Genomic DNA, 16,214 nt, shown 5'->3' with positions numbered 1-16,214 from the left:
TCGTGCGCCCAGTGCCCGTCGGAAGGGGAAAGACCGTGGGGCTAATCCCAAAAAGCCAGTCGTCGCTGATCGGCGTCGATATCAGTTCGACTGCGGTAAAGCTGCTGCAGCTCTCGCGTGTGGGCAACCGTTACCGGGTTGAGCACTACGCCGTCGAGCCGCTGCCGCCCAATGCCGTGGTCGAGAAGAACATCGTCGAGGTGGAAGCCGTCGGCGAAGCCATCCGTCGCGCGGTGAACCGCGCCGGCAGCAAGGCCAAGCACGCCGCTGCCGCAGTGGCCGGATCCGCGGTGATCACCAAGATCATCCCGATGCCCGCCGACCTGGACGAGAATGATCTGGAGGCCCAGGTCGAGCTCGAGGCCGTCAACTACATCCCGTATCCCATCGAGGAAGTGAACATCGACTTCGAGGTGCTGGGCGCCATGCCCAACAACCCGGAGATGGTGCAGGTGCTGTTGGCCGCCTCGCGTTCGGAGAACGTGGAGTTGCGGCAGTCCGCGCTGGAACTGGGGGGGCTGACCGCCAAGGTCATGGACGTGGAAGCCTTCGCGGTGGAGAACGCCTTCGCCCTGATGGCCAATGATCTGCCCGTGCCGCAGGACGGTGTGGTGGCGCTGGTCGACATCGGTGCCACGATGACCACGCTGAACGTCCTGCGCCGTGGCCGCAGCCTCTACAGCCGTGAACAGGTGTTCGGCGGCAAGCAGCTGACCGACGAAGTCATGCGCCGCTACGGACTGACCTACGAGGAAGCCGGCCTGGCGAAGCGCCAGGGCGGCCTGCCCGAAAGCTACGAAGTCGAAGTGCTGGAGCCTTTCAAGGAGGCGACGGTCCAGCAGATCAGCCGCCTGCTGCAGTTCTTCTACGCGGGCAGTGAATTCAACCGCGTCGACCAGATCGTCCTGGCAGGCGGCTGCGCCGCACTGGCCGGCTTGCCGGAGATGGTGGAAGAGCAACTGGGCGTGCCCACCGTGGTCGCCAATCCGCTGGCGCAGATGACCCTCGGCCCGCGCGTGCAGGCACATGCGCTGGCCCAGGACGCTCCTGCGCTGATGATCGCCACCGGCCTGGCTTTGAGGAGCTTCGACTGATGGCAAGAATCAACCTACTCCCGTGGCGCGCCGAGCGCCGCGTCCAGCGGCAGCGCGAGTTCTACGTGATGCTGGGTGCAGCGGCGATCGCGGGCCTGCTGCTGTCCTTCCTGCTGTGGTTCCACTACGACGGCCAGGTGTCCGGCCAGACCAAGCGCAATGACTTCCTCAAGGATGAGATCGCCAAGGTCCAGGCGCAGAACAAGGAGATCGAGCGCCTCGACGAGCAGAAGCGCCGCCTGCTGGCCCGCAAGGACGTCATCGAGAAACTGCAGGCCAACCGTTCGCAGATGGTGCACCTGTTCGACTCGCTGGTGCGGACTATTCCGGACGGCGTGATGCTGGCCAACATCAAGCAGGAAGGCGAAGTGCTCACGCTGCAGGGGCGCGCGCAATCCAACGCGCGTGTCAGTACCTACATGCGCAACCTGGAAACGTCCGGCTGGATGACCAAGCCTGAACTGTCGATCATCGAAGCCAAGCCGGAAGAGGTCAAAACGCTGACCAATACCGGTGCAGGCAGCGCGCTGCCGTACGTGTTCACGCTCCAGGTGCGGTTGGCGAATCCGACGGCGGAACAGGAAGCGGAAAGCGCCGCTGCCGGCGCTGCACCTGCCGACCCGAACGCCCCGGCCACGACCCCTGCTCCGGCAGCGCCGCTGGAGGGGCAGCCGTCGGCACCCGCGCCTGCCACACCCGCCGCGCCAGCGCCCGCCACCCCGACACCGGCCGCGCCCGCAGTCAGTTCGCCCCAGGCTTCCGGGAGCAACACATGAGCCAGAAGACGTCGCTCAAGAACCTGGACATCAACAACATCGGTGCATGGCCGCAGAACGCCAAGATCGGATTCTGCGTGGTGCTCGCCTTGTTCATCCTTGTCCTGTCCTACTTCCTCTTCGTCAAGGGGAAAGTGGAGACGCTGGATTCGCTCGAGCAGGAAGAGGTGCGCCTGCGTCAGGACTTCGAGAAGGAGCAGGCCAAGGCCGCCAACCTCGAACCCCTGAAGCAGCAGTTGGCCCAGATGGAGCAGGTGCTCCAGCAGATGCTGCGCCAATTGCCCAGCAAGACGGAAATGCCCGACCTGATCATCGACATCTCGCAGACCGCGCTGTCCAGCGGCCTGACCAACGAGCTGTTCCAGCCGGAGCCCGAAACGCTGAAGGAGTTCTACGCCGAGAAGCCGATCCAGCTGCGCATGGTGGGCAACTACCACCAGTTCGGTGCCTTCGTCAGTGGCGTTGCATCGCTGCCGCGAGTGGTGATCCTGACCATGCACGACATCTCGCTGCAACCGAAGGAAGGCAAGGGCGGCATCAATCGCGGCGCCCTGGAGCTCTCGGGCACGGTGAAGACGTATCGCTACCTGGATGAAACCGAGGTTGCGGAGCAGGAGGCCGCGGCGGCTGAAGCTGCCAAGGCGAGCGGCAAGGGCAAGGCGCCCGCAGCGGGAGGGCAGCAATGATGCGCGGCAACTGGCACTTCTTGATCCTGGCTGCGGTCGTGCTGACGTCCGGCTGCGCCCGCGGCATTACCAGCACGCCCGGGGATGCGCCGAATCTGCAGACCTGGGTGGAAGACGTGCGCGCCCGTCCCGCACCACCGCTTGAACCGCTGCCCGTGATGCAGCAGTTCGAAACCTTCGAATACGCGGCGCAGACGCTGCGGGATCCTTTCAGCAACGCCTGGAGCAATACCGATGGCGGCGGGCTGCGGCCGGATCCTGACCGGCGCAAGGAAACACTGGAGCAGTACCCGCTGGACAGCCTCGACATGGTCGGCACGCTCGGCAAGGGGGCAGGTCTGGTGGCACTGGTGATGGGGCCCGACAAGGTCACCTACCGGGTACGTCCGGGGAACTACCTGGGGCAGAGCGATGGCCGGGTCACCTCGGTCCGCGAAGATGGCTTGGAACTTGTCGAACTAGTGCCGGATGGCGCAGGCGGATGGCTGGAACGGCCGGCGTCGATTGCGCTTGAAGATCAATGATTGGGGGATACACGATGACCGCTACGAATGCCCACCGCCCGCGGCCGTCCCGGCGCCTGGCTACTTTCCGGGTCTGCTCTCTTGGGCTGGCCATCGGCCTGCTTGCGGCTGCCAATGCTGCAGGCGCCGCGTCGCCAACGCCACCGGCCACGTCCCCCGCCACCGTCGCGACGCCTGCGTCCTCAGTTTCGGTGTCGAACATCGACTTCCGTCGCGGCGAAGATGGCTCGGGTCGGCTGATCGTCAAGTTCGATGGACAGGGTGCTGCCCCGGACCTGCGCAACCAGGGTGACAGCGTCGTGGTGAATGTCGGCAACGCGACACTGCCCGCTTCACTGCAGAAGCCGCTCAACGTAGTCGATTTCGCCACACCCGTGCAGCGCGTCGAAGCGCAGAGCAAGGGCGGCGGAACGCAACTGGTGCTCAGCACCCGCGGTGATTTCGAATCGCTGGCCTACCAGTCGGGCAACGAGTACGTCGTGGAGATCGTGCCGCGCGCCGGACAGAAGGCGGTGGGCGGGGCGAATGCCACCTCCGGGACCAGTGCCTCGGCCGTGGTCGCGGCAGCGCAGAAAGTGGCCTCCGAGGCACGCCGCTACAGTGGCCGCCCGGTGACGTTCAACTTCCAGGACGTGCCCGTGCGCACGGTGCTGCAGCTGATCGCCGAAGAGTCGAATCTCAACATCGTCGCGTCCGACACCGTCCAGGGCAACGTCACGCTGCGCCTGGTCAACGTGCCGTGGGACCAGGCGCTGGACATCGTGTTGCGCGCCAAGGGCCTGGACAAGCGCCGTGATGGCGCGGTGGTCTGGGTCGCTCCGCAGCCCGAACTGGCCAAGTTCGAGCAGGACAAGGAAGACGCACGCATCGCGATCGAGAACCGCGAGGACATGGTCACCGACTACGTCCAGATCAACTATCACAGCGCCTCCGCGATCTTCAAGGCACTGACCGAAGCCAAGGGCATCGGCAACCAGAACAGCGGTGGTGGCGGTGGCGGCGGCGGTGGTAGTGGCGGCCGGGACCAGGAGAACGGCTTCCTCTCGCCGCGCGGTCGCCTCGTTGCCGACGAGCGCACCAACATGCTGATGATCAGCGACATCCCGAAGAAGGTCGCGCAGATGCGTGAACTGATCTCGATGATCGACCGGCCCGTTGACCAGGTGCTGATCGAGGGCCGCATCGTGATAGCCAGCGACACCTTTGCACGCGATCTCGGTGCCCGCTTCGGCATACAGGGCCGTCGTTTTGGCGACCGCAGCCAGGGTATCGGTGGTTCCCTGGGTGGAAACGCCGGTAATGTCAGCGACCCGAGCCGGCCCATCACCCCGGGCGGCCTGAATGTCAATTTACCGGCGGACGGATTCACTGAAGCGGCGGCTGGCGCGCTGGCTTACACCCTGCTGGGCCGCAATTTCGCCATCGATCTCGAGCTGTCGGCGATGCAGGAAGAGGGACGTGGCGAAGTCATTTCCAATCCGCGCATCGTCACCGCCAACCAGCGTGAGGGCGTCATCCGCCAGGGCCGGGAAATCGGCTATGTCACCATCACCGCTGGCCAGGGTGGCGTCGCCACGCCGAACGTGCAGTTCAAGGAAGCCTTGCTGGAATTGAAGGTACTGCCGACGATCACCAACGACAATCGCGTCTTCCTGAACCTGAACGTCAAGAAGGATGAAGTGGCGGAGCTGATCACGCTGGAAGGCTATGGCACCGTACCGACGATCGACAAGCGCGAAATCAACACGGCGGTGCTGGTCGAGGATGGCCAGACCGTCGTGATCGGTGGCGTGTACGAGTTCGCCGACCGCAGCAGCGTGGCGAAGGTGCCGTTCCTCGGCGACATCCCGTTCCTGGGCAACCTGTTCAAGAAGAAGGGACGCAGCAAGGAAAAGGCGGAGCTCCTGATCTTCATCACGCCGAAGGTGCTGTCGGTTACCAAGCGCTGACGCGTCGCGATCATCGCATCATCGAAACGGGCCGCGATTGCGGCCCGTTTCGTTTCTTCACACCTGTGGCTGAATCCGGTTCTGATCGGTTGTTCCGTGCGGGAACCGCCATGGCAAACTGCGGTCACAGGCACGCCATGCCTTCCGGAACGCCCATGGATCATCCGTCTCAGGACACCCGTACGCTGTTCGATCGATTCATCGCGTTGCGCGAGGACCTCTCCCGGACCATCGTCGGCCAATCCGCGTTGGTCGAGCGGCTGTTGATCGCGTTGCTGGCCGATGGGCACCTGCTTGTCGAGGGTGCCCCGGGACTTGCGAAGACGACGGCCATCCGCGCGTTGGCGTCGCGGCTGCAGGCGGACTTCGCGCGCGTGCAGTTCACGCCGGACCTGCTGCCCGCCGACCTTACCGGCACCGAGGTCTGGCGACCGCAGGATGGCCGGTTCGAATTCCAGCCCGGACCGGTTTTCCACCCCTTGCTGCTGGCCGATGAAATCAATCGCGCGCCGGCCAAGGTGCAGTCGGCATTGTTGGAAGCCATGGGCGAACGCCAGGTGACAGTGGGTCGGCATACCTACCCATTGCCGGCACTGTTCCTGGTGATGGCCACGCAGAATCCGATCGAGCAGGAAGGCACTTTCCCATTGCCGGAGGCGCAGCTGGACCGCTTCCTCATGCACGTGAAGATCGGTTACCCCGAGGCGGCGGCGGAGGCCGACATCCTGCGGCTGGCACGTGATCGCGCGCGCGAACAGATGCAGTCGGTCCCGGCGGCGGTCGAGCGCATGCCGCTGGAGGATGTCTTCAGTGCGAGGGCACAGGTGCTGGACCTGCACCTGGCACCCGCACTGGAACGCTATCTGATCGAACTGGTCCTCGCCTCGCGCGACGCCGCGCGCTACGACGCGACGCTGGCGCGGCGGATTGCCTGGGGCGCGAGCCCGCGGGGTTCCATCGCGCTCGAGCGCTGCGCACGTGCGCGCGCCTGGCTGGCGGGCCGCGACTACGTGACGCCCGACGACATCCGCGCCATCGCGCCGGACGTGCTGCGCCACCGGGTGTTGCCGAGTTACGAGGCGACGGCCGAGGGATGGGATGGCGATCGCCTGGTGAAGGCGTTGCTCGACGTGGTCCCGCTGCCCTGAGCGCCTGCGCGAACGTCCGCACGGCATGCCCATGAGCGAAGGCATCGCACCCACCCTTGCCGAGCTGATCGCGTTGCGGGCCAGCGCGCAGCGACGACCACCCGCGCGGCGCGGACGGCATTCCATTGCCGGGCCCGCCGCCTCGCCCCTGCGCGGGCGCGGCATGGAATACGCGGAATCCCGCGAGTACGTGGCGGGCGACGATGTCCGCCACATCGACTGGCGACTGACGGCGCGCAGCGGGCGCACGCATACCAAACTGTTCCAGGCCGAACGCGAACGCCTGACGCTGATCGTGGCCGACACGTCGCCCCTGCTGTACTTCGGCACGCGCATGCGCTTCAAGTCGGTACAGGCCGCGCGTGCCGGCGCGGTGGCGGCGTGGCAGGCCGTGCGCGACGGCGATCGCCTGGCGATCGTGCGGGGCAGCATGACCGAAGCGCCTGTTCCACCCGCATCGGGTACGCGTGGAGCGTTGCGTGTCCTCGATGCGCTGGTGCGCTGGTATACGACGCCACCGCCGGAGGATCTCGGGTTGGCGTTCGCGCTCGACCACGCAGCGCGTCTGCTGCGACCGGGCTCGCGCCTGCTGGTGCTGGCCGATCCTCACAGCCTGGCCACCATTCCGGAGACGCGGTGGCCGGCACTGGCCGCGCATCATGACGTGGTCGTGCTCTTGCTGACCGATCCGCTGGAGACGGACCCGCCAACGCAGCGCCTTCCCTTCGTCACCGGAGGCCAGCGCGTGGAGCTCGATCTTGCCAGCACCGCGCAACGCGACGCGTGGCGTGCCGAGTTCGAGCAGCCCCTCGACCGCGCGCTCGATCGTCTGCCTGCACGCGGCGTGGAAGTAAGGACGCTGTCCACCGATGCGGACAGCGACGCGTGGCTCGTCGCGCTGGGCCGCGCGCAGCCGCAGGTGGCCTGAGCATGGGCATGGCGACGCTGGTGTTGCGCGATGTGCATGTCCCGGCGTCGCCGTCGTGGTGGCCGCTGGCGCCGGGCTGGTGGTTGTTGATCGCTGTCTTCCTGCTGCTCATTGTCGGCGCGATGGCATGGCGACTGCATCGCCATCGACGTCGCCAGGCATGGCAACGCTGGTTCGATGCGACGAACGAGGAAACATCGCCTGCCGGACAGGTGGCCGCGATGTCGGAGCTGCTGCGGCGTGCCGCGCGCCGCCTGGATGCTTCGGCGGACCGGCTGGAAGGCGAGGCATGGTTGCGTTTCCTTGATGGCGGACACGGCCACGCGTTCACGCAGGGGCCCGGCCGCCTGTTGCTGGAGGGCGGTTACCGCCGCGACGTGGACGCGGCCGAGTTGGCTGCAGCGCGCACCGTCGCGCGCGTGCGCTTCCTCGAACTGATGGCGGGTTCGCGTTGAGCGGTTCACTGCCGATGCTGCAGTTCCTGCAGGATGGCTACGCCGGCTTCGCATGGCCATGGTTCTGGCTGGCGTTTCCCTTGCCCTGGGTAGTGCGCTGGCTGCTGCCCGCGCGGCGAACCCAGGACGATGCGCTCAGGGTGCCTTACGGCCGTTCGGTGCAGGCCATCGCGCAGCGCGGTGGCCGAGGCCTGCCGGGGCGGGCCGCCGCGCTGGCCTGGCTCGTGTGGTTCCTGCTGTGCGCCGCTGCGGCGCGTCCGCAGCAGTTTGGCGATGCGGTCACGCCGCCGGTGAGTGGACGCGACCTGATGCTGGCGGTCGACCTGTCCGGCAGCATGACCGAGCCGGACATGGAGCTGGGAGGCGCGGTGGTGGACCGTTTGACGGCTGCGAAGGCGGTGCTTGCCGACTTCCTCGACCGTCGCGAGGGCGATCGGGTCGGGCTGCTCGTGTTCGGACAGCGCGCGTATGCCATGACACCGCTCACCCGCGACCTGCAGACCGTGCGCGACCAGTTGCGTGACGCCGTGGCCGGGCTCGCTGGCCGCGAGACCGCCATCGGCGATGCGATTGCCCTGGCCGTGCGTCGCCTGCGCACACAGCAGGACGGCCAGCGTGTGTTGGTCCTGCTCACCGACGGCGTCAATTCCGCCGGCGTCCTGACTCCGCAGAAGGCGGCGGAGCTGGCGAAGGAAGAGGGTGTCCGCATCCACACCATCGCGTTCGGCAGCGACGGCGCGATGAGCGTGTTCGGTATCCCGCTGCCGTTGCCCGCCAGTTCGCCGGAGGACATCGATGAAGCCACCCTGCGCGAGGTGGCGAGTAGGACGGGGGGCCGCTTCTATCGCGCGCGCGATACGGGCGAGCTGGTCGGCATCTATGCCGAGCTGGACCGTCTTGAGCCGGTGGAACAGCCCGGCAAGGCCGTGCGTCCGCGCATCGAGCGCTATGCATGGCCGTTGGCCGGCGCGCTTGCAGTGGCCCTGCTGGCCTTCGTGTTGCAAGGGAGGCGCAGGTGAACATCGACTGGACCGCCCTGCATTTTCTGCGTCCGCACGCGTTGTGGGCCCTGCTTGCGCTACCCGCACTGGCGTGGGCGTGGCGAGTCCGGCGGCAACGCAGGAATGCCTGGCGCCGACATGTCGATGCCCATCTGCTGCCGCATCTGCTGGTGCGGGGCGGTGCCGGTGCGCGAACAGGCGTGCTTGCGGCCGCCATCGCCTTCGTACTCGCGGTGCTCGCGCTGGCCGGTCCCAGCTGGCGCCAGGCCGACCAGCCGCTGTGGCAGGCGCAACGCCCGCTGGTGGTGGTGCTGGATCTCTCCAGTCGCATCACCGCCACGGATCTTCCGCCGTCGCGCCTGCTGCAGGCGCGGGCGAAACTGGCCCAGGTGCTGGAGGTCCGCGCGGGCAGTCCCCTTGCACTGGTCGCCTACGCAGACGACGCGTTCACGGTGACGCCACTGACCGACGACACCGCCAACATCCGCCTGTTCCTCGATGATCTTGCGCCGGACATCATGCCGGTCGACGGGCAGCGCGCCGATCGCGGTATCGCCTGGGCAGCGCGTCTGCTGACGCAGGCCGACGTCCGGAAGGGGGACATCCTGCTGCTCAGCGACCGGGCCGATGATGCCGCGCTCCGCGCCGCCACCGATGCCCGTGCACAGGGCTTTGCCGTCTTTGCGCTGGGGGTTGGCACCGCCTCGGGCACTGCGTATCGCAGCGGCGACAGCGTGATCGGACGTGCCGCACTGGATGCCGCATCGCTGCGCGCGCTGGCGGCCGCGGGAGGCGGTCGTTACCACACACTGACCGCGGACGAGACCGATCTTGCATCACTCGGCCTGCGCTCGCCGGAACAGGTGGGCGAAGGCAGTGCCGCCGCAGGTGGTGGCAAGGCATGGCGCGATGAAGGCTACTGGTTGCTGATTCCGATCCTGATGCTCGCATTGCTGTGGTTCCGCCGTGGCGCCGCGCTGGTGCTGGTGGGGGCGCTCTGGTTCCCGCTCGCGCAACCGGCACATGCGGCTGGCATCGAGTGGTGGCAGCGCCCGGACCAGGCCGAACACGCGCGCATCGCCGAGGGCGCCGATGCGTACCGGCAGGGCGACTTCGCGGCCGCCGAGCAGGCGTTCACCGGCATCGATACCGCCGAGGGCTGGTACAACCTCGGCAATGCGCTGGCGAAGCAGCAGCGCTATGACGACGCCATCGCGGCGTACGACCGTGCATTGCGCGCGCAGCCGGGCATGGCCGACGCACTGGCGAACCGTGCGGCCGTGGACGCGGCACGCAAGCGCCCGCCGTCGCCGGGAGAGGGGCAAGGCAAGCCAGGACAGCAGGGCGACGGCAGCAATGCATCCGGAGCGTCGCAGGACCAGTCCAAGACCGATCCAGGGGCACAGAAGAATGCATCGCCATCGCCTGAGGATCAGCCTTCCGCTTCGTCGGCATCGCGCGATGCGGGCAAGCCGTCTGCTGACGCAGATCCATCGCGCACCGGCGCGCCACCATCATCCACGCCGGATGCTGCCGCGCAGGCTGCTGCCGATGCGGCACAGCGTGAGCGCATGCGTGCGGCGATGGCGCGTGAATCCGGAGCTGGGAAGAATGCAACCGAGAACACGCCTGCCGTTCCGGTCGAAACCGCGGAGCAGCGCGAACGGCGCCAAGCGGTCGATGCATGGCTGAAGCGCGTGCCGGACGAACCCGGTTCGCTGCTCAAGGCAAAGTTCCGGCTCGAACACGAACGCCGGCAGAGGGAAGGGCGATGAAGCATCGGGTATTGATCCTGTTGTGCCTGCTGGTGGCATGGCCGTTCTCGTTGATGGCCGCCACCCGCGCGTGGCTGGAACAATCCATCGTCACGCTCGGACAGGCGGTCACGCTGAATGTGGAAACCGATGCGGTGTCCGCCACGCCCGACCTGACCCCGCTGATGCGCGATTTCGAGGTGGAAGGGCAGTCGGACAGCCGCAGCGTCGGACTTGTGAACGGGCGCGTGCGCAGCAGCACCACGTTCGCGCTGACGCTGCGTCCGCGACGCGCGGGCACGTTGGCGATCCCGGCGTTGCAGGTCGGCGGCGAACGCACCGCCCCGCTGATGCTCGAAGTGACCGCGACCCCGACCGCCAGCGCAGCATCGAACGGTCTCGTGTTCGTGGAAACCGAGATCGACGATCCAAGCCCGTACGTGCAGCAGTCGGTGGGCGTCACCGTACGGCTCTACTACGCCACGCCCCTGGTTTCCGGCCAGCTCGACCTGGATCCGCCGGACGGCGCGTTGCTGCAGCGGGTCGGTGACATCGTGCAGTCCAGCCGCGAGATCGACGGGCGACGTTACAGCACCGCCGAGCGTCGCTTCCTGCTGGTGCCGGAGCGCAGCGGCCCGCTGACACTGCCCGGCCCGCGTTTCAGCGGACGGGGTGCGGGCGGCTGGATGGACGACCTGCTCGGCGGCAACAGTCGTGAGGTCAACATCACCGGCTCGCCGCGCACATTGCAGGTTCGCGCGCAGCCGGCGAACGCACCACAGCCCTGGCTGCCAGTGCGTGATCTGCGCCTGCGCTACACCGCAGTGCCCGATCAACTCCGTACGGGTGAAGCGGCCACGCTTGCCATCGAGACCACCGTCATCGGAGCCACGCAGGCACAGCTGCCCGAACTGCCCGTGCCCTCGATACCCGGCGCGCAGGTGTTCGCGGAGCCGCCGCAATACGATGAGACGTTCAATGGCGGTACGCCGCAGGTGAAGCTGACGCGTCGCTACTCCGTCGTGCCCTCGCAGCCGGGCTCGCTGTCGGTGCCCGGCGTGGCGATGGCGTGGTGGGACGTGCGTACCGGCACGGCGAAGCGCGCGACGCTGCAGGACCTGGCCATCCCGGTCGTGCAGGGGAACGGGCAGGCGGCGCATCCGCCGGCACGGGATGCCGCAGCGCCGAGGGCGCCGGCCGCCACGGACGACGGCGTCATGGCACTGTCCGGCGATCGACGCCTGCCAGCCCACCTCTGGCCGTGGCTGGCCGCCGGTTTTGCGTTGTTGTGGCTGGCCACGCTGGTGTGGGGCCTGTTGCGTCGGCCGGGTGGCGCGAACGTGGCCCGCAGCCGCGAACATGTGACGGACCCGGCCCGTCCGACGACATCCTCCGCCACCCACACGGCGGCCGACCTGAAACGCGTGCTCGATGCCGGTGATCTCGACGATATCGAAGCCGTGCTCTGCGGCATGGCGCGTCCCGTGGCCATCGACCTGGACGACCTGCAGCGTCGCCTCGCCATGCCGGCGCAGCGTGCCGCAGTGGACCTGCTGCGCCGTGCCCGCTGGGCCGGCGGCGATCCGGCACAGGCCCGCCTTGCGCTGCGCGAAGCCTTCCGTGGAGGGCCTCAGTGGCAGGCAGGCAAGGTCGGCGTGGCGGACGAACCGCTGCCGCCGCTGTATCCACGGTAGGGGAAACCAGACCGATGTTCGTCATCCCTCTGCCGTAAGCGATGCCCTTCAGGCGGCACCCACGCGCGCCGCCATGCGTGGACGGGCCACCATGCCGGGTTTGCTAAGCTCCCGACTTTGTCGCTGCAGGACCCGCCGATGACCGACGCCACGCCCGCCAACCGCGCCAAGCTCCCGTTGCACTGGAAGATGGCCATCGGCTTCGGCATCGGCCTGATCGTCGGTCTCATCGTGCACGCCTCCGGCCAGGGCGACGCGGGCTGGGTACAGGACGTCACGAAGTACGTCACCACGCCCTTCAGCAAGATCTTCCTCAACCTGATCTTCATGCTGATCGTGCCGCTGCTGTTCTCGGCGCTGGTCTGCGGGATCGCCGAGATGGGCGACATCCGGGCGCTGGGGCGGATCGGCTGGAAGACGCTCGCCTACACCATCGTGCTGTCCGCGGTCGCGGTGCTGCTGGGGCTGGTGCTGGTGAACGTGCTGAAGCCGGGCGTGGGGGTCGATCCCGCGCTGGCGCAGCAGCTGATCGCCGAGAACGCCGAGCGCACGAAGGAGATCGTTGCCAGCGTCGGCAGCCAGCCGACCGGCATGGACATGCTGCTGTCGATCGTGCCGGACAACGTGATCGGCGCGGCGTCCAGCAACGCCGCCATCCTGTCGCTGATGTTCTTCGCCGTCATGTTCGGTGTCGGCCTGGTGCTGACCCCGTCGGAGAACACCGGCGTCCTCAAGCGCGGCATCGAAGGCGTATTCGAAATCTCGATGACGCTGATCGGCCTGGTGATCCGCCTGGCGCCGTACGCGGTGGCCTGCTTCATGTTCAACCTGGCGGCGATCTTCGGTTTCGACCTGCTGGTGCGCCTGGGGGCGTATGTCGGCGTGGTGGTGCTGGCGCTCGCGCTGCACCTGGTGGTCAGCTACTCGGTCGCGTTGAAGCTGGCCGGCTACTCGCCCCTGACGTTCTTCCGCGGTGCGCAGGAAGCGATGGTGATGGCGTTCTCCACCGCCTCCAGCAACGCCACCCTGCCCACTGCGCTGCGCGTGGCGGACGAGAAGCTGGGCCTGCCGCGCACGGTGTCGCGCTTCGTGCTGACCGTGGGCGCGACCGCCAACCAGAACGGCACCGCGCTGTTCGAGGGCGTGACGGTGATCTTCCTGGCCCAGTTCTTCGGCGTGGACCTGTCGCTGGGCCAGCAGTTCATGGTGATGCTGGTGTGCATCCTCGGCGGCATCGGCACGGCCGGCGTGCCATCCGGCTCACTGCCGGTGGTGGCGCTGATCTGCGCCATGGTCGGTGTGAACCCCATCGGCATTGGCCTGATCCTGGGTGTGAACCACTTCCTCGACATGTGCCGGACCACGCTCAACGTCACCGGCGACCTGACCCTCGCGTCGCTGGTGGCCAAGGGCGAACGCGTCGACGTGAAGCTGCCGGGCCAGCCGGGCTAACACCCCGCGCAGGCCCTCGCAACCGCGACAGCGCGGGCGGGGGGTGGGACAATGGGCAGCCCGCAGCCCGCCGGGCGCCGCCCCTCTGCCCCGATCCCCATGACGACGCCCACCCGCCGCCAGCTCGCCAACGCCATCCGTTTCCTCGCCGCCGATGCGGTGCAGGCCGCCAATTCCGGCCATCCCGGCATGCCCATGGGCATGGCCGACATCGCGGAAGTGCTGTGGAACGACTACTACCGCCACAGCCCGTCGAACCCGCACTGGTTCAACCGCGACCGCTTCATCCTGTCCAACGGCCATGGCTCGATGCTGCAGTACGCGCTGCTGCACCTGGCCGGCTATGACCTGCCGCTGCAGGAGCTGAAGAACTTCCGCCAGCTGCACAGCAAGACCGCCGGCCACCCTGAGCGCCATGAGACGCCGGGCGTGGAAACCACCACCGGTCCGCTCGGCCAGGGCTTCGCCAACGCGGTCGGCTTCGCGCTGGCCGAGAAGCTGCTGGCACAGCGCTTCAATCGCGAAGGCCACGACCTCATCGACCACCGCACCTTCGTGTTCATGGGCGATGGCTGCCTGATGGAAGGCGTGTCGCACGAAGCCGCCTCGCTCGCCGGCACCTGGGGCCTGGGCAAGCTGGTCTGTTTCTGGGACGACAACAAGATCTCCATCGACGGCAACACCGATGGCTGGTTCACCGACGACACGCCGGCGCGCTTCGAGGCTTACGGCTGGCAGGTGGTGCGCAACGTCAACGGCCATGATCCGGTCGAGATCAAGACCGCCATCGACACCGCGCTGAAGGCTGCTGACAAGCCCACACTGATCTGCTGCCGCACCACGATCGGCTTCGGTTCGCCGAACAAGGCCGGCAAGGAATCCAGCCATGGCGCGCCGCTGGGCAAGGACGAACTCGAAGCCACGCGCGCTGCGCTGGAATGGCCCTACGGTCCGTTCGAGATTCCCGCCGACATCTACGCCGGCTGGAACAAGGTCGATGCCGGCAAGGCGCGGGAAGCCGACTGGAATGCGCTGTTCGACGCTTACGCTGCGCAGTATCCGGAGCAGGCCGCCGAACTGAAGCGTCGCGCCTCCGGCGAACTGCCCGCCGACTTCGTCGCGCAGGCCGACGCGTACATCGCCAAGGTGCAGGCCGAAGGTCCGGTGATCGCGTCGCGCAAGGCGTCGCAGAACACCATCGAGGCCTTCGCGCCGCTGCTGCCGGAACTGGTGGGCGGCTCGGCCGACCTAGCGCACTCCAACCTCACGCTGTGGAAGGCCAGCAAGTCGGTCTCCACCACCGATCCGAACGCGAACTACGTGTATTACGGCGTGCGCGAATTCGGCATGACCGCGATCGCGAATGGCCTGGCGCTGCATGGCGGCTTCGTTCCGTTCGACGCCACCTTCCTGGTGTTCAGCGACTACGCGCGCAACGGCGTGCGCATGAGCGCGCTGATCCCGGCGCATGCGATCCACGTGTACACGCACGACTCCATCGGCCTGGGCGAAGACGGTCCCACGCACCAGCCGGTCGAGCATCTCGCTTCGCTGCGCTACATCCCGAACAACGACGTGTGGCGCCCCTGCGACGCGGTTGAATCGGCGGTGGCGTGGAAGCAGGCCATCGTCCGCCAGGATGGCCCGAGCTGCCTGGTGTTCTCGCGCCAGAACCTGCCGCACCAGCCGCGCAGCGACGCGCAGGTGGGCGACATCGCACGCGGCGGCTACGTGCTGGCCGATGCCGACGGCACGCCGGACGTCATCCTGATCGCCACCGGCTCGGAAGTCGGCCTGGCCACGCAGGCCAAGGCGACGCTGGACGCGCAGGGACTCAAGACGCGCGTGGTGTCGATGCCGTCCACCGATGTGTTCGACCGCCAGGATGCGGCTTACCGCGAGACCGTGCTGCCGAAGGCCGTGCGCAAGCGTGTGGCGGTGGAAGCGGCCATCAGCGACTTCTGGCGCAAGTACGTGGGCCTGGATGGTGCGGTGATCGGCATGACGGGCTTCGGCGCGTCCGCCCCCGCCGACGCGCTGTACAAGCACTTCGGCATCACGGTCGAGGCGGTGGTTGAGGCGGCGAAGTCGCTCTGAGGCGGTCTATCTGCCGCTGTAGGAGGGGCTTTAGCCCCGACCGCGTCGGATTCTGCCCGCTCGCTGAAAGGGTTTCACCGATAGTTGCTGGAGCCATGGCGCATGACCCTGCGCCATGGCTTTTCCACATCCAGGCTCTGGTCACCAAGCGTTGCGACGAGGTCGCTGGCCCGAGCCTGGCCGCATCTATCTGGTGACCACTACGACTTACCGGCGCGAGCCTCATTTCAGTCGATGGGAAGTGGCCAGCAGGATGTCGGAGGTGCTCGCCTGTCGCAGCACATGGTCGCCGCACGCAGAACTGCTTTGTTGGGTGCTGATGCCAGACCATTTGCATGGATTGGTGCGGTTGACCGGCACTGCGCCGCTCGCGCAGGTAGTGGGCTTGGCAAAGGGACGGTCAGCGCATGCACCGCGTAACGTCTTGGCCGGGAAGCGGGTCTGGGCAGGCGGATTCCATGACCGCGCGCTGCGAAGGGACGACGACACCCTGGTAGCCGCTCGCTACATCATAGCCAACCCTATGAGAGCGGAACTGGTTGCGCGCGTTGGTGACTACCCCTTTTGGGATGCAGTCTGGCTGGAGTGACGGGAAGGCGGTCGGGGCTGAAGCCCCTCCTACAGAATGCAGCTCTTGTAGGAGGGGCTTCAGCCCC

General features: G+C 67.3%; 14 protein-coding genes. All 14 read left to right on the top strand.

The window, feature by feature from the left end:
- Positions 1–35 precede the first annotated feature (35 nt).
- Positions 36–1,094: a pilus assembly protein PilM gene (locus tag IB223_RS12870; protein ID WP_337731585.1), complete on the top strand. Its 1,059-nt coding sequence runs from the start codon at positions 36–38 to the stop codon at positions 1,092–1,094.
- Entirely contained in the window at positions 1,094–1,870 is a 777-nt protein-coding gene (locus tag IB223_RS12865) for a PilN domain-containing protein (RefSeq protein ID WP_192202109.1), read from the top strand. The genes IB223_RS12870 and IB223_RS12865 overlap by 1 nt, the downstream gene beginning before the upstream one ends.
- Complete coding sequence (gene pilO / locus IB223_RS12860; protein WP_192202108.1) at positions 1,867–2,556, top strand: type 4a pilus biogenesis protein PilO; 690 nt, start codon at positions 1,867–1,869, stop codon at positions 2,554–2,556. Before IB223_RS12865 ends, pilO begins: the two co-directional genes overlap by 4 nt.
- Positions 2,556–3,080: a pilus assembly protein PilP gene (locus IB223_RS12855; protein WP_192202425.1), complete on the top strand. Its 525-nt coding sequence runs from the start codon at positions 2,556–2,558 to the stop codon at positions 3,078–3,080. Before pilO ends, IB223_RS12855 begins: the two co-directional genes overlap by 1 nt.
- 14 nt (positions 3,081–3,094) lie before the next feature.
- Positions 3,095–5,029 carry a type IV pilus secretin PilQ family protein gene (locus IB223_RS12850; protein WP_192202107.1) on the top strand — a complete coding sequence of 645 codons (1,935 nt, stop codon included), beginning with the start codon at positions 3,095–3,097 and terminating at the stop codon, positions 5,027–5,029.
- Between the two features lie 155 nt (positions 5,030–5,184).
- Positions 5,185–6,177, top strand: coding sequence for a MoxR family ATPase (locus tag IB223_RS12845; RefSeq protein WP_225591025.1), 993 nt, complete (start codon positions 5,185–5,187; stop codon positions 6,175–6,177).
- Between the two features lie 31 nt (positions 6,178–6,208).
- The gene (locus IB223_RS12840) at positions 6,209–7,105 is read left to right on the top strand and encodes a DUF58 domain-containing protein (RefSeq protein WP_225591024.1); all 897 of its coding nucleotides are present in this window, start codon (positions 6,209–6,211) and stop codon (positions 7,103–7,105) included.
- A gap of 2 nt (positions 7,106–7,107) precedes the next feature.
- Positions 7,108–7,560: a DUF4381 domain-containing protein gene (locus tag IB223_RS12835; protein ID WP_192202104.1), complete on the top strand. Its 453-nt coding sequence runs from the start codon at positions 7,108–7,110 to the stop codon at positions 7,558–7,560.
- 14 nt (positions 7,561–7,574) lie between these two features.
- Positions 7,575–8,579 (top strand): VWA domain-containing protein, encoded by a 1,005-nt coding sequence (locus IB223_RS12830; RefSeq protein WP_192202424.1) that lies wholly within the window; start codon positions 7,575–7,577, stop codon positions 8,577–8,579.
- Complete coding sequence (locus tag IB223_RS12825; RefSeq protein ID WP_343227196.1) at positions 8,576–10,336, top strand: VWA domain-containing protein; 1,761 nt, start codon at positions 8,576–8,578, stop codon at positions 10,334–10,336. The genes IB223_RS12830 and IB223_RS12825 overlap by 4 nt, the downstream gene beginning before the upstream one ends.
- Entirely contained in the window at positions 10,333–12,009 is a 1,677-nt protein-coding gene (locus tag IB223_RS12820) for a BatD family protein (protein WP_192202102.1), read from the top strand. The genes IB223_RS12825 and IB223_RS12820 overlap by 4 nt, the downstream gene beginning before the upstream one ends.
- A 138-nt stretch (positions 12,010–12,147) precedes the next feature.
- Positions 12,148–13,461, top strand: a complete 1,314-nt coding sequence (locus tag IB223_RS12815) for a dicarboxylate/amino acid:cation symporter (protein ID WP_192202101.1) — start codon at positions 12,148–12,150, stop codon at positions 13,459–13,461.
- A 99-nt stretch (positions 13,462–13,560) separates the two neighbouring features.
- On the top strand, positions 13,561–15,558 hold the full coding sequence (gene tkt, locus IB223_RS12810) for a transketolase (RefSeq protein ID WP_192202100.1): 1,998 nt from the start codon (positions 13,561–13,563) through the stop codon (positions 15,556–15,558).
- Between the two features lie 115 nt (positions 15,559–15,673).
- Complete coding sequence (locus IB223_RS12805) at positions 15,674–16,147, top strand: transposase (protein WP_192202099.1); 474 nt, start codon at positions 15,674–15,676, stop codon at positions 16,145–16,147.
- The last annotated feature ends 67 nt before the right edge of the window (positions 16,148–16,214 follow it).

The sequence above is a fragment of the Pseudoxanthomonas sp. PXM03 genome, from assembly GCF_014852005.1.
In the GTDB taxonomy this organism is placed as follows: Bacteria; Pseudomonadota; Gammaproteobacteria; order Xanthomonadales; family Xanthomonadaceae; genus Pseudoxanthomonas_A.
Note: the sequence above shows the minus strand (reverse complement) of the source record. Positions and strands in the feature narration are given on the sequence as shown.